The organism is Olivibacter sp. XZL3, from assembly GCF_004368405.1.
Taxonomy (GTDB): Bacteria; Bacteroidota; Bacteroidia; order Sphingobacteriales; family Sphingobacteriaceae; genus Olivibacter.
Genome location: NZ_SBJH01000062.1, coordinates 87,919 through 102,533, shown reverse-complemented (window position 1 = coordinate 102,533; position 14,615 = coordinate 87,919). Strand labels below are relative to the sequence as shown.

The 14,615-nt window shown below is 43.9% G+C and carries 9 protein-coding genes; 2 read left to right on the top strand and 7 right to left on the bottom strand.

The genetic code is table 11. The annotated features are described in order from the left end of the window. Positions 1–199 precede the first annotated feature (199 nt). The gene (locus EPX21_RS13530; RefSeq protein ID WP_134090230.1) at positions 200–1,690 is read left to right on the top strand and encodes a peptide MFS transporter; all 1,491 of its coding nucleotides are present in this window, start codon (positions 200–202) and stop codon (positions 1,688–1,690) included. A gap of 33 nt (positions 1,691–1,723) precedes the next feature. Here the strand turns inward: EPX21_RS13530 and EPX21_RS13525 are convergent, their stop codons facing one another. The 6 genes from EPX21_RS13525 to EPX21_RS13505 all read right to left on the bottom strand — a co-directional run bounded on the left by EPX21_RS13525 (position 1,724) and on the right by EPX21_RS13505 (position 7,324). Continuing rightward, positions 1,724–3,070: a DUF6055 domain-containing protein gene (locus tag EPX21_RS13525; protein WP_134090229.1), complete on the bottom strand. Its 1,347-nt coding sequence runs from the start codon at positions 3,068–3,070 to the stop codon at positions 1,724–1,726. 104 nt (positions 3,071–3,174) lie between these two features. After that, positions 3,175–3,675 carry a DUF6169 family protein gene (locus EPX21_RS13520; protein ID WP_134090228.1) on the bottom strand — a complete coding sequence of 167 codons (501 nt, stop codon included), beginning with the start codon at positions 3,673–3,675 and terminating at the stop codon, positions 3,175–3,177. Next, positions 3,659–3,808: a hypothetical protein gene (locus EPX21_RS22725; RefSeq protein ID WP_166670765.1), complete on the bottom strand. Its 150-nt coding sequence runs from the start codon at positions 3,806–3,808 to the stop codon at positions 3,659–3,661. Before EPX21_RS22725 ends, EPX21_RS13520 begins: the two co-directional genes overlap by 17 nt. Before the next feature lie 175 nt (positions 3,809–3,983). After that, the gene (locus EPX21_RS13515) at positions 3,984–4,679 is read right to left on the bottom strand and encodes a LytTR family DNA-binding domain-containing protein (protein WP_166670764.1); all 696 of its coding nucleotides are present in this window, start codon (positions 4,677–4,679) and stop codon (positions 3,984–3,986) included. Next, complete coding sequence (locus tag EPX21_RS13510; RefSeq protein WP_134090227.1) at positions 4,676–5,914, bottom strand: TlpA family protein disulfide reductase; 1,239 nt, start codon at positions 5,912–5,914, stop codon at positions 4,676–4,678. The genes EPX21_RS13515 and EPX21_RS13510 overlap by 4 nt, the downstream gene beginning before the upstream one ends. A gap of 3 nt (positions 5,915–5,917) precedes the next feature. Next, positions 5,918–7,324 (bottom strand): sensor histidine kinase, encoded by a 1,407-nt coding sequence (locus EPX21_RS13505; protein WP_134090226.1) that lies wholly within the window; start codon positions 7,322–7,324, stop codon positions 5,918–5,920. 356 nt (positions 7,325–7,680) lie between these two features. Between EPX21_RS13505 and EPX21_RS13500 the strand changes: the two genes are divergently transcribed. Further along, positions 7,681–11,136, top strand: a complete 3,456-nt coding sequence (locus EPX21_RS13500; RefSeq protein ID WP_134090225.1) for a family 43 glycosylhydrolase — start codon at positions 7,681–7,683, stop codon at positions 11,134–11,136. Between the two features lie 49 nt (positions 11,137–11,185). Here the strand turns inward: EPX21_RS13500 and EPX21_RS13495 are convergent, their stop codons facing one another. Continuing rightward, on the bottom strand, positions 11,186–14,395 hold the full coding sequence (locus EPX21_RS13495) for a DPP IV N-terminal domain-containing protein (RefSeq protein WP_240768682.1): 3,210 nt from the start codon (positions 14,393–14,395) through the stop codon (positions 11,186–11,188). Between the last annotated feature and the right edge of the window lie 220 nt (positions 14,396–14,615).

The window sequence follows — 14,615 nt, the reverse complement described above, 5'->3', positions numbered from 1 at the left end:
TTCAGCTTGCAAAGAAAATAACTAGATTAACAGGGATCTAAAAAGCCGTCATTTCGACCGGAATGCAATGGAGCGGAGAAATCTGGCAGTGCAGGCTTTTTAGGTAGCCCGGTTGGTTTTATAAAAGGTCTCCGGCCGCTTGCTTAGATAAGGATATTTATTACCTTCGCTTTCAGTTTTTAATCAACTACATTTCATTATGCCCCAAATAAGCTTAGACGAAATCCGAAATTTCGAAGGAAAGTATCCAAAACAATTGTGGTATCTCTTTACCGTAGAGATGTGGGAACGCTTTTGCTTCTATGGTATGCGGGGAATATTGGCTTTGTTTATGGTCGATCAGCTGGCTTTGAATGATCGGGAGGCCAATCTTAAATACGGAGCTATACAAGCCTTCGTTTATGCGTTTACCTTTTTGGGCGGTATTGTGGCCGACAAAGTCTTGGGTTTTAATAAATCATTGGTGTTTGGCGCGGTGGTGATGATTGCAGGTAATGCGCTCATAGCCATTTCACCGAACGATTTCTTCTACGTGGGGATTTCCTTATCCATTATAGGCACCGGCTTTTTTAAGCCGAATATCTCTTCAATGGTGGGACAGCTTTACAAGCCTATCGATACGCGAAGGGATGCAGGATTCAGCTTATTTTATGCGGGAATTAACATAGGCTCCTTTTTAGGTGGCATCCTTTGTGTTTATTTAGGCAAGTATGTTAGTTGGAGCGCAGCTTTTGCAGCTGCCGGCGGGGTTATGGTAATCGGACTCATCACTTTTTATTTCTCCAAAAAGCAGTTAGGCCCTATTGGACTATCGCCACAAACGGATCTGCCGAAGGGTAAACGAAAGCGTAACGAGTTCTTGGTTTACGTTTTTGCACTCGTAGCGATACCTTTTATTTTGGTTATGATCCAGAATACGCAGTATACGGACTTCTTTATGTATACCGTGGGTCCACTTGCCTTGATCTATTTCTTTTACGAATGGTTTAGGCTGTCGGATAAGCAGTATCGTTATCCCTTATTGGCGGCTTTGATTTTCATTGTTGCTTATATCTTTTTTATTTCCTTCTTTGAGCAAATGGGAGGCTCCTTAAGTCTTTTTGCTGCCAATAATCTCAAACACGACTTGTTGTTCTTTAGCGTTGATCCCAATATGGTTAATAATTCGTCGGGGGCTTTGTTTATTGTGCTCTGTAGTTCTCCGTTGGGAATGTTGTGGATCTGGATGGCCAAGAAGAAAATTGAGCCGAGCACCTTGACCAAGTTCGGTATCGGCTTTCTGTTGCTTGCTATAGGCTTTTATCTGTTTTTCTTTACCCGCTTTTATGCAGATGAACAAGGTAAAACTTCCTTAAACATCTTTACCTTGGGATGGTTTTTCATCACCTTAAGTGAACTGTGTATCGGTCCGATCGGGATGTCAGTGATTACCCGGCTATCGCCGCACAAGTTGACGGGTATGATGATGGGACTTTGGTTTTTAGGCAGCGCCTACGGGCAGTACGTAGCCGGTTTACTGGGCGCAGACATGTCAATTGCCGATCAAAACGCATCATTAGGTGATAAATTGATGGCTTATACAGCAGGTTACAAACAATTGGCTATTTATGCGGTAGGAATCGGAGTTGTTTTAATGTCGATTAATCCGGTGATGAAACGGATGATGAAAAAAGGGGATAAGATAAGCTAAACTGCTTACCGATGTCACTTCATTAAAACCTTCCTAATCTAATACCGAGGCCTTTAACCTTGTACCACTAAGTTTAATCTGATAAGGCCATTGTTCATCGTTTTCTTCTTTGCCATCGGTTACATGCTCCCAGTGTTCTGTGGGAGCGCCACTTACGACTAACCATAGATGCACGGTGTTTTTTGGAACGACAAAGGAGGCATTGCCTTCGGCGGCCGAATAGACGGTTCCATATTTCCGCTTTCCATTTTTAAGAACGGCCAGGAATCCGTAACGCCATCCGGCTTTGTCGGGATTTATGCTTCGGAAGCCTTTGGCTGTAGGAGTTCCTCTGAACTGTAAATTGATTTTGCTGCCCGAGGCAGGAACCTCCAATTCTATACCATTGTATCCATAGTTTTGAGGGCAGTTTTCCGGCGCAATCTGCTGCCATCCGTCGCCCTTTGCATTTAGCTTAGTGTGGTGTTGGTTTGCATAGGGTTTGGCTACCTTTTCAATGCGCTTGATGTCCCAAGTGATAAATCGGCGCGCGGCGTCGAAGATTTCGTCGTTAAACTGTTTTTGATCAATGGAAGTGAGGCGTTTATAAGTCCTTACCGGATCTTCTCCTTCTTTCGCTTTTCTCCACAGTTTGCCAATAAAGTCTTTACCATGTAGGCTGGCCCAATACTCCAGTACATAGGGAGAGTGGTATTGATTCATCTCATGAAGAAAAGCGTAATGCGTGTTTTTTAGGAAGTCTTTCAGGTGGTAGTTCTCAAAAGTCATCCATTCGGGATAAACCTGCCACAGCATAAATTGGGAAGTCATTTCGAAAATCGCTTGTCCCCTGCTCCCTTTAGGTGCCGAAGTAAAGCCCCAGGCACCGTCGGCATGCACCATGTATTGGAAAGAATGACCCAACTCATGGGCCAGCGCGCCATAGGGCGCTTTGTTCATCCGTACAGCAGGCGTCCACAAAGTGCCGATTTTATTATCCGTTCCACCGCCAAAGGCGGTTCCTTCCTTCCCGCCGATCACAAAAAATAGCATCTTGTAGCGATCTGTCAGTGAATTTCCTTTTTCTACAAATTTCAGCTCATTGACGTAATAGCTATAAAACCGCTCACATTCTTTTATGGCTTCTTGTATATCAAAACGCTTATTCGTGTCAGGATTGGTCATTGGATCCTTTCCAAATTCTTTAGCCCAGAAAACGGCGATGTTTTCGGATTCTACCATCCGATGATAGCTGTACTCACTGGTATCGCTGTGGTAGTTGTTGTGGTCGGGTACGCGCCAAATTTTAGCAGGAATATGCAGTTCTTTCTTTTTAGGAGGATCGATTTTACCACAGAAGAACAAAAGTCCGACAAAAGGACTTAAATAGAAAAATTTCATGTTCAGGAAATATTTGTTCGTATATAAATATACATGCTTCTATAACGGAATTACTTCTATTATTTTGACTGATTTTTCTTGATTTTTACCTTCGTTTTAGCACTTTACTTGCTTTCATTCAGTGCTTTTTCGATCTGTTGGTAGGTTTTGATTAACTTTTCGACGTTCTTGTTTCTGGTATGAAACATAAAGGAAGTATAAATCCGTTGAACGCCTATTCCCGTGACCTTAACGGGTAAGATATTGTTAATCTTTATAATGGTTTTACGGTATTCAGAATTCTTATACCATCTGTCGAAAATTTTGTGCCGTATTCCAGCCTTGTTATCCTCATCAGAACATATGTAAACTAATGAATTTTCGGTGTTTTGAAAAAAACGTTTAATGATATCTTCTATTGTTTTTGAGACTTTAGCGTCAAAAGGTTCAAGGTCGTCACTTGCTTTTTCGATAACCAATTGAAATATATTTTGGATATCTTCTCCTGAAATGATCGAAAACGTGTAATCTACAACGAAGGCAACCCGATACAGAATGTTGTTTTTTGTTACGAAATTGTAGGTGTTGGTTAGGTTGTCGAAAACGTAGTTATAATGGTTTAGCAAGCTTTATTCCCTTTTTTGTTATTGTTTGCAGGGAGGTTTTTCCCTTGATGTACGAACGTACAAGCTCTTTGTCAGCTATCATTTTAGCTATTGACTTTACCACCATTTCCTTTTTTACATCTTGCTTTTTCATACTGTAGCAAAAATACAAAATTACTTCCTGTTAACAAAGTACCTGTCATCTTTACTCCAATACGAAAGCTTGCTTAATCATATATCCATCTCTAGGTGCAGCGTTGCCCGGATATTGGCCGATGAAAACGGCTATGTTTCCGGGCGCTAGCATTCGTTGATATAGGAACAAATTTTTAATATCCCTTCCGAAGAAGGAAAACCGAAGGGTCTACATATTTCTCCCCAATTGGCAGCACGTGTTCTTCTATATGCAGCTGATGCCGTTCAATTCGCGACACCTTATTTATCGCCACCAAAAACGAACGGTGTACTCTAACGAATTTATCTTTTGGCAACAGCATTTCTCCTTCTGAAATAGTCATTCTACTCAAATAGCTACGTCCATCAAGTAACACAAAATTCAAGTAATTACCCGAAGCTTCCACAAAACAAAGCTCATCCAATAAAATCCGTATTTGCTCATAACCCGTTTTAATAAACACATAACTCTTGGCGTCAGCTATCTGTTGTCGCAATGCCAATATCTCTTGCGCTTTATTACAGGCCTTCAAAAAGCGGGGAAAAGAAAACGGTTTTAATAGATAATCAAGCACATCGAGTTCAAAACTCTCCAAGGCGTGTTCCGCATACGCTGTAGTGAATATAACTATCGGTTTATTCGACAAACTATGAATAAATTCGATTCCTGAAATATCCGGCATTTTAATATCCAGAAAGAGCAGATCCACCGAATGTTTACGAAGGTAATCCATTGCCAGCAGGGCATTCGTAAATGTATCCGTTAACTCCAAAAAGGGCACCTTCACTGCATGGCTTTGCACTACATCCAAGGCTATGGGTTCATCGTCTATTGCTATGGCCTTTATCATGGTTTATTTAGTATTTCCTCCAATTGTAAATATAAACGTTCTCCATCACTTGGTCGTCTTGCATTTGTATTTAGTACAGTACCACTTCTGTCTACAATCATATATGTGGGATAAAAGCGGGGCACATTAGAGGTATGTAACAGATCTTTCCAAAAAGGTTCCATTTCGGAAGATGTTTTCCAGATATGAAAACCTTTAATATCTTGAAGGCTGATAAATTGCCTCCATTTCTCTACGTCTTTTTCACTTTCCATGGCAAGGTATAAAAACACGATATCGTTACGTCCAGCAAAATGCGTTTTCAACGCTTGGGTATACTGGCTCATTTCCACCACGCAAGGCCCGCACCAGGTACCCCAAATATCCAGGTAAATGACCTTCCCTTTAAAACGCGCAAATAAATCTTCCGGTGAAGTAATCAAGGCGGGGTTATCGATAAACACAATATTTTTGTCCTGCTTCTTCTCATGTAAAAGTGTTATCAACTCTTCTTTCCGTTCAGTTAAAGTAGACAGATACTCACTTTTAGGGAAAGCTCTTTCCACTTCGTTTATTGCAGCAATAGCTACAATCAAGTTTTTAGCTCCAAGAAAGTTTATAGCCTCATTAACTAAATACCTTTCATAAGCATAGGTCGGCAAACAGTTTCTTGCATATAAGAGGGCCAAAAATGTTTCTCCATAATCCCTTGCTTTCCGCTTAATAGTATCAACAGCTATTCCCACGGCTTGCTCTACAATTTTTTCACCTTCTTCTGTCACTCTTATCCATAAATTGCGGCAGGCATCTTTCATAAAATATTGGAGGTATCGATTAGCCGAATAACTATGCTTTAACATATCTTCAGTGGGCATTCCTGTGCTAAACACAATGGTATCCGCAAGGACTTTCCAAGTTTCTCCCCTTGCCAATTTGAATTGCATTCCATCTACTAAGTCCATGAGCGCATTTGCATAATAGTAAACAATTTCCGTTTTCTCAAGATCGCTCTGAATACCTTGTAGTATTGAATCTCGTTCTCTCCATACCCATGGCAAAACCACCTTCATCAAAGAGTCCTTGCTATAACGATTATATTGATTCAACAGTAGACGATTAACCAACAAGGTTTCTTGGTCTAACGTCTTTAAGTGTACTGCAGGATGTTGCAGTAGTTGATAAGAGAACTCTTTATTAGATTGTGCTTTACTTGCAATAGAAAAGCAAAAGACTGTAAAAAAAAATAATGTACGCATCTTTTATAAGGTCACGGTTAAATGAATAAAAAACTCAGTTGCTGTTTGACGGATGACTAATTCATGACGGTTGGGGTACATCCACTCCAGTCGTTGCTTCACATTATCGAGACCGATTCCTTTATGATCGCGTTCTGGATCTGACCCCAACTTGGTATGTAAACTGTTATGTACGTCAAAGAAAAGTCTGCCGTGTTCATCTCGGAGACTGATTTGAATCCACGATTTTTCCTGAAAGCTAATACCATGTTTAAAGGCGTTCTCTACAAAAGGGATGAGCAACATAGGGCTTATATAAACTCCATCCATACTATCACGGATGTCACAGTTTATTTGAATATCAGGAGACGTGAGTGTCCGGAGCATTTGCAAATCAATATAGTTTCGGAGGTACGCAATCTCCCTGGCCAACAGAATCTTGTCTTCATGGTTTTCATGTAACATGAAGCGCATCATATCCCCCAGTTTCTGAATGCTGGTGGCGGTACGTTCTGCATCTTCCTGCAGGGCAATCCCATACAAAGTATTAAGAATATTGAACAAAAAATGTGGGTTGATTTGTGATCGCAGAAAGCGGACATCAGCCGTACTCTTCCCTAATGCAGATTTCAAATTAATCAATTGTGCTATTGTAGCCTGTTGACCGGAATGGACATAATAGGCTAGCGGGACGACGATTAAGTTGATGCAAAACCAAGTGGAGAAATATATAAATCCTGCGGAAGATGTGAAATGCAAAAAAAGAACGCCAAAAGGCACGAATAATAGGAATGAACCTGCAATGCCGAGTAAGCCATATAATAATTTCTGTTGATGTACGCTATCAGACTTAGGCAGAAGCCAATAGGTGTTTAGCGCAAACACCAGATACGCATAAGGGGTAGACAGTATCCAAAGAAAAGCGCCATCTGGAGAAACAAGCATCAACAGAAGGAAAACAGGTATTCCAACAACCAATACTATTAAAAATTCTTTCGCGATGCGCGAAGCTATCGTTCCTTGTTGATGCCAAACATATGTCACCCCTGCCTTGATGGCCTCATACAATATAAAACATGCGAAGCTAGTTAAACTCACCCCTAAGGTTAGCCCTTCTAATATAAAAGACGACCATAACCTAGTTTCATCCGGCCTCTGCATTAACCATCCGCAGGTAGTTAAGCCCATCCACATAACGAAAAATAACAGTAAAGACAATCCTATGCCCGCTTCTGTCTTTTTCTGTCTAAAATAATGATAACATACCCATCCATTAAACGCCATAAATCCAGCGTAGATCACGCTTGCATAGCCCATTTTAGCACTAATTACCTCAAGTTCAACATTCCGACTTTTTTGGCTATATAGCACAATCAAGCAGAAGATCCAGACACCTGTAGCTATCAAATATTCGATGCGTTTCAATTTCATTCTTGTCTTTTTAGTAGTTTTTAGTTATCCTTTAAGTTTCGACAATAGTAGATAGTCTCGATTCGCTTTGCAACAAAGTGGGACGAAACCGCCTTTTTATGGGACGAATTTTTGATGGAAACAGCAAATAGTCATTACAAATGCTAGAACCCCTGCCATTAGCCGCCAACACCTCCGCTCTTAGCAAAATAGCTTCGTTTTATCATGAAGGCAGTGTCTAGTAAGATGGTATAGGTTTAATTCACTTGTGTGATGATGTTCAACGGCGGTTAAAATGGGGTGACAGTTGGCTAATATCCTTCTAAACAGGGCTCCTCCAAACCATTAATTTTGAAGCATAGCCTTTTAACAGGAATATGAAAAATATAAAAAAGATAGTTGTTCTCTTTCTACTTCTTTTCTCCGTCTGTGTCTTCGCACAAGAAGTGAAGCACAATTCGCTAGGTACGGGAAATCCCATTATACCAGGCTATTTTGCCGATCCGACGGTGAAAAAATGGGGAGACACGTATTATCTCTATGCTACAACCGATGGAAATGGCTTTGGGTTAGGGCCTTCGCAGGTTTGGACGTCCAAAGACTTCGTTAATTGGTATATGGAGCCGATGGACTGGCCCAATACGCCCATCTATTGGGCACCGGATGTGAATAGGGCGAGTGACGGAAAATATTACATGTATTATAGCCAGCCCTGTGAACTTTATGGGGCATCATCCACTTCACCCAGGGGCCCTTGGACTCCCTTGCTTCCCGGAACGGAAGCGGTGGTCCCGAATTATTTCGTGCCTAATGTAATCACGTTGGATGGGCAGACTTTTCAAGATGACGATGGGAAAATGTATATGTTCTGGGGAACTTGGGGCATCTATCCGAACAGCGGTTGCGGTGTGGGATTATTAAATGCGGATATGAAGTCCTTTGCCAAAACGGACATGATTCCGAACACCATTGCGAAGGACTTTTTCGAGGCGCCTTTTATGTTTAAAAGAAAGGGGATTTACTACTTGATGTACAGCGCTGAACATTGTGAGGACGACAGTTACAAAGTGCATTATGTGATGAGCAAGGCCGGTCCGATGGGACCTTTTACCTATGGCGAGAACAGTCCGATTTTAGTTACCAACGAGGATGGAACCGTTCATGGGCCTGGACACAACAGCGTATTGCAGGAAGGTGATGACTTTTTTATTGTTTACCACCGGCACAATAATCCACATAGCGGAGGCGGTTTCCATCGCCAAATTGCGGCGGACAGGTTGGAGTTCGACGCCGCAGGCAATATAAAAAAGGTAGTCCCCACGCATAAGGGTGTTGGCGCTTTGGCCAAAAAATCTGTGTCTGCAAAAAACCTGGCTCTTGGCAAAAAAACAAGCGCATCTTCCGTATATAGCCAGGCGTTTAAAGCCGAGTATGCTGCGGATGATAACAATGGGACGCTGTGGAAAGCGGCCGACAATATGCGGGAGGCTTGGTGGCAAGTGGATATAGGAGAATTAACATCTGTCCGCAGTGTGTTGACCCAGTTTGAATACGCTACCTGGTATTATCAATACCTGATCGAATACTCAACGGACGGCAAACAATGGAACGTATTCGCCGATCGAAGTAAAAATACGCAATGGGGAAGCCCTATGAAAGACTACGGTGACGTCAAGGCGCGCTATCTTCGCATCACCATCAAAAACAGCCAGGTAGCGGGCTTAAACAAGGCCATATGGAATGTGAAAGTATTCGCTGAAGCTGGTATTGGACGCAATGAAGGAAAATTATCCCTTCCACAAAAGGCTGTTGAACGACAGGAGACTCGTGGTCTGTTAGTAGATCTGGACGCCGATCGGTATGAACTGCGGGCTTCAGACACGTCGGTATCTAACCAAGGGGTTTTAGGAGGTGAATTTGTCGTGAAAAAGGGCGCTTATCAAGTCGATCTCGTCCAAGGAAAGAAAGCTTTTATTTTTGACGGACAAACTTATTGGCAATCACGCATGCACTTGCCGCCGACATTGAGCGGCAATAGTAGCTTTACCATCAGTGCTTGGGTCAATAACCCAAGCATTGCTAAGGAGGAGCCTTTAATCCAATGGAGCACCGGCGGACGTGATTTGATGCATGCCTCCCTAGGTTTTGGTGCCGATAAATCGTTAGGAGGTGTTGTGCACGGCGGGTGGGCCAATATTCCTTTTAAGAACCCTCCTTCTCCTGATCAATGGCATCACATCGTTCTCGTGTTCGATGGCACGGAGGAGCGTTTATATATCGACGGCATACTGGAGAATGAAGGAAATCGGATGCTGTTCCTCGAACAGGCCGGAAGTATATCGATCGGAACGGATAGGCGGCTACAACACTATTTTAGTGGTGCGCTGGCATCATTGAAGATGTACGATCGTGCTTTGACGAATGAAGATATCCGTAGTCTCCAAAGGGCGGAAAAGAAGAGTCCTTACTTCGTCTCTTTTGAAGCGAAGGACTTAAGCATTGGACCGGTAAAACAATGGAAGAATAAGGGCTATGGCATTTCGGGTATATCTTTCGAGGACGGCCAAGCGGAAGTTGTTACCCGGGATAATCGGATGGGCGTAAGACTGAAGGAGGGAAAAAAGCAGTTGCTAAATTTCTTTAGGCAAAGCTTGGATAGTATGGCAACTTTTTCCTTGTTATTTGTCTATGCCGACCGTAGCGGAAAGGTGCAAAGCGACTCGAATTTGTCGGCTTTAATAAAAAAGGGAAATCAGACTTATCGCTATAAAGCGGGTAAATTGGAGAAAGCGCTGCCTGTAGAAAAAGAAATGGACCTTCTGTTGCCAAGTGGCGAATTTTATCTCCATGCATGTTATCTCTTAGATGAAGCGTGGGAAGAAAACCGCTTGGAACGGTTAACGAGTGCATTGCTGAATACGAAAATGACGGATACTATACATCCCGTCTATCATGTCAAGCCAAAATGGGTGACGAAGGATCTGGCCTTTATGCAAGCTGATACCCTTTTGAGTGATCAAGGGTTTCATTTTAGTTTTAAAAGGATCGGTGCCGCAGGGGCAAGCTCGCCCTGGCAGTCGGCCACCGATTACCTAGCGCAAGACCTGAGTCCGGATGAGCAAGCTGCTTTTCGCTTTTATGTGCGCGACCGCTTTGGAAATGTTTTTGGCTCGGAGGAAGTTTCTTTAGCAAGAGCTCCGCGAAATCTGTTTAGCGACTTCAAGAAGCATGTAGACTACGCAACGCATTTTTCGTCGCAGCAGGATTGGGACGGAGTGGAAGGAATTACGGCCGACAGTGTGCATTTAGGTAGCCAAGATGGATTTCTTAGGCTCGCCTCCGCAAAAAGCGCTTGGGATGGAAGTGAAAAAAAAGGCCCGTTTTTGTATAAAGAGGTTGTCGGGAATTTTCTGATGCAGTTAAGGGTGAGTGATTTGTCCGGATTGGAACAGAAAAAGCCCTTGGGGGCAAACGAAGTCGGTCTCATGGTGCGGCGTGCAAAGCATGAGGAAAGGGAAGAGCTGCTGCAAAACGGTGTCATGCTGGGTTGGGGCATCGGAAACATGGTGACCGACTTACAGGATGGTCGGCGACAGCAGCATAATAATACTGGGTTCGATTTTTATTCCTATCTCCAAATTCAGCGTGAGGGCACATTTATTTTTGTGAGAGGGAGTAAGGATGGGAAAAAATGGGTGGAATTTCCGGGAAGTCCGTATTTTAAGCCAGAATGGGAGGGAGAAACGCTACAGGTGGGGCCTTATCAGGCCAGTTATGGAGATAAAAAAGGTTATGGTGTGTTTGCTGAGATTCGGTTGTATCAGTATCCTTAACAAAATAGCCGCGCTCTTTAAAAAAGCGCGGCTATTTTGTTAATTTCCCTTAACGTGTGGTGGATGATGGGTTCAGTTCTTTCAGCAACTCGTTAACGGCGGTGTCCAGCTGAATGTTTTTAGAGCCATAGCTTTCGCCTATCGGCCGACTCGCGGGTACATCCACTGGTCTGGGATGTAGTTCCATATCTTTTCCTTCGTGGTCTGTAATACGGGAGAAGGGAAGGCGGATACTCGAGCCGTCAATTAAACGGGCGGCCGAAGTGAAGATGATCCAGCCGGCGGTAGGTTCGCCAACCACTTTTCCAAGTTTCATGGTCCGGTAGCCTTCGGTGAAATCTTCAGCGTCCGAAAGCGAATGTTGATTAGTCACTAATATGGTCGGCTTTTGTAAGGCGCGTTGCCCTAACTGGATCCGGGCAGGCGATGCCGGCATATCTCTTCCCGTCATGGTTAGGTAAGGTTTCCGACTGAAAACATCCAATGCATAGGCGTTTACAAAACCTCCGTTATTGTTCCGGATGTCGATAACGACCCCTTCTCTACTTAACGTTTGCGCGTCCAGGTCTAGGTAAAGTTGGTGCAGTGAGGCTTCGCTCATATCCAACATATGGACATAACCCAGACGGCCATGACTGATTTTATCGACATAGCTACGCTGCTGTTCTACCCACTGGCGGTAACGCAGTCTTTTCTCCACCGTCATATTAATCGGACTGAGTGCAACTTCATCTTCTTTACCTCCTGCCGATAGGATTTTTAGTGTTACTTTTTTTCCGGTCTTATTGGATAAAAGCGCTTGAAGGTTATCGCTCTTTGTCAACGGCTTCCCGTCCACCGCCACGAGTTGGTCTCCTGTCTGTATTTTTCCCGAATTAGCTGCAGGACCGTCCGTTAGGACTTCAGAAATTACAAAGCGACCATTTTGCTCATAAGTTGCTGCATCGAACTGCAGGCCTAAACGGCCAATAGGTGCAGGCGCTTCTGTGGAACTTCCACTGGCGCCCATATGAGAAGCATTCAGTTCGCCGACCATCAAATTCAGCACACGGCGCAATTCTTCCGGTGTACTTGAAGCAGCAGCAAGTCTTCGGTACCGCGTTAACATAGCGGTCCAATCTACTCCGTGGAATTTCGGGTCGTAAAATCCTTTGTTCAACACTTCCCAGGCCTGATAAAGCATAATATTTTTTTCCTGGTTAAAATCAATATCCATATGGGCTGTTATGGCTAACGGCTTTGGCGTTGGATTGGCGAGCGCCATGATAAAGACCTTTCCTCCCTGTAAAAAATAAACCTGTTTGTCGTCGTTGCTGAACTGTATGTCTCCCATGCGCCCTCGGCTATTATAGATCAGTTTTGGATTGGGATCTGTGGCCAGTTCATCCAACGAATAGCTATACAGGCTTTGTTGCCCCAGATTCGTTACAGTGAATAGCAGGGTTTTTCCGTCTTTGCTGACTGCATAGTTATTGACGCTTGCATCAAAAGGCAAGAAGCTTAAGCGGCCCTTAATGTCCTTGAAATCTACCCGCGTACTGACCATGCTGTCCTTTTTCGCGGAGGAAGGTTTTTCTTTAAACAATTGATAAAAGCGGTCTTCCTTAAAAGGCTTTATATGAGGAAAGAGCTCAACACGTGCGATACGCGCATTTTCGGTACGTTGAGACGTGGTAAAGTAAATATATTTCCCATCTGCAGACCAATCTACCGAACTACCAAAGGTGTTCGATAAGAAACTGATCGGTCTGGCATCTCCCCCTTTACTGGCGACTACCCAGATGTTACGGATTGCATTTGAATCGTAATTGGCAAAGGCTAAATATTGGCCATCCGGCGACCAAGCTATTGATATGTTGGAAGCAAAAGACATTCTGCCTAAGGAGCCTTGGTAAAGAATCTGTTCTTTCTTAGCTTCCAAATCAAAAACTGCCAACTCTTTTGTGTTTCTGATATAGGCCAGGTGACTGCCATCGGGCGACAGCACCAAGGAGGAGTAATCTCCTTCGCGTAAGGGAAGCGCAGTGACGGTCTGTGTAGGAACCTCGCAGCGGAACAATTTGGGATGCTCGGTACTATGGGTGGAGAAGAAAACACTTTTGCTATCGCTTGCCCATACGGCATTCCCCTCTATTTCGGGTGTGTTGGTGAGCCGTACCGCTTCTCCTTCCGCAGTTGCAGATGAAGCAAACAAGTCCCCGTGAGCCGAAAACACCAATTTTTTGCCATCTGGAGATACAGCCAACTCTTGGAATTCATTGCTCAGGTCCTTGTACTGCGGCAACTGATGATTCGCATTTCCACGAAGACGAATTTCCAGCGCATTCGCTTTTTGACTGGCTACATCATATCTCCAGATTTTCCAATCGCGCTCAAACACAATGGTGCTCGCGTCTTTCGTTATAGAAGGCCACAAGACCCGGCTATCGGTAAACCGGGTCAGCATCATTGATTTTCCCTCGAGGTCTGTTTTCCAAAGGTTTTGGTTTCCAGACCGGTCGGACACGAAGAAAAGGCTTTTTCCATTGCTATCCCACATGGGCCAAACCGATCTAGCGCCGTCCGGTGTAATTCTTCGGTAACCGGTGTCGGTCATCTTTGCGGCATTAAATGGGCGGATCCAGATTTCAGCGTGATCTAAATGGCTACTCCCGCGTCGCCACCATTGCGCTCCAGCCATTCCTCGGGCAGCAAAGGCGATGTGTTGGTTGTCGGGAGAGGCTGTTCCATAGTATTCCGTGGCATAGCGATCGGCGCTGACAGGCATGGGCGTTCCTCCAGCTACTGGGATCTTCCAGATATCATACATACTGGCGATATCTCCGGTGTTTGAATGGAACAGAAGGTATTTGCCATCGGCCGACCAGCCTGAGAGCTCTTCAGTTCCTTCATCATAGGTAAGTCGGCGTAGTTTCCCGTCCGACAGAGAGAATACATAAATGTCGCCATTTCCGGTACGGCCGGATACAAAAGCTAATTTGCTGCCGTCCGGTGAATACAGCGGGCGCGAGTCCGGTGCAGGGTGGGCTATCAAAAGCCTCGCCTCTCCCCCTGAAGCGGGAACAGTCCAGATATCTCCACCGGAAACAAAAGCTATTTCTTTGCCATCCGGAGAAATCCCGGGCTCCGAAACTAGTGCGAAGGGACTGTCATTTTCGCTTTGCATAGCCCGTACCTTTTTCAAGGGTGCTGCACCAATCAGGGTGCCGATCAGCAGATAAGTACATGCCTTTTGAGCAGTCTTTGTCCATTTATTCATTTGTTTGCTTATTCGCATATAGATAGCCATCATTTCCAAGTTCAGGTCTTTCTTTCTGGGTTAAAGTTGCTTTTGTCTGCAATATAAAAATAATTGAGCTTGGGTAAATAAAAGAAGCTTATTTTTTAAAGATGACCGACAAAAACAGGTGTTTAATTAGGTAGCGTGTCAAAAAATTTTGCTTTACTGCGCAAGGCAGGGTGAAAATTGTAATTTTTGG

Excerpts from the sequence above, each read along its gene's own strand:
- EPX21_RS13530 (WP_134090230.1), top strand. The coding sequence starts at position 200 with ATGCCCCAAATAAGCTTAGACGAAATCCGAAATTTCGAAGGAAAGTAT.
- EPX21_RS13525 (WP_134090229.1), bottom strand. The coding sequence starts at position 3,070 with ATGAAATTTTTCTATTTAAGTCCTTTTGTCGGACTTTTGTTCTTCTGT.
- EPX21_RS22725 (WP_166670765.1), bottom strand. The coding sequence starts at position 3,808 with ATGAAAAAGCAAGATGTAAAAAAGGAAATGGTGGTAAAGTCAATAGCT.
- EPX21_RS13515 (WP_166670764.1), bottom strand. The coding sequence starts at position 4,679 with ATGATAAAGGCCATAGCAATAGACGATGAACCCATAGCCTTGGATGTA.
- EPX21_RS13510 (WP_134090227.1), bottom strand. The coding sequence starts at position 5,914 with ATGCGTACATTATTTTTTTTTACAGTCTTTTGCTTTTCTATTGCAAGT.
- EPX21_RS13505 (WP_134090226.1), bottom strand. The coding sequence starts at position 7,324 with ATGAAATTGAAACGCATCGAATATTTGATAGCTACAGGTGTCTGGATC.
- EPX21_RS13500 (WP_134090225.1), top strand. The coding sequence starts at position 7,681 with ATGAAAAATATAAAAAAGATAGTTGTTCTCTTTCTACTTCTTTTCTCC.
- EPX21_RS13495 (WP_240768682.1), bottom strand. The coding sequence starts at position 14,395 with ATGAATAAATGGACAAAGACTGCTCAAAAGGCATGTACTTATCTGCTG.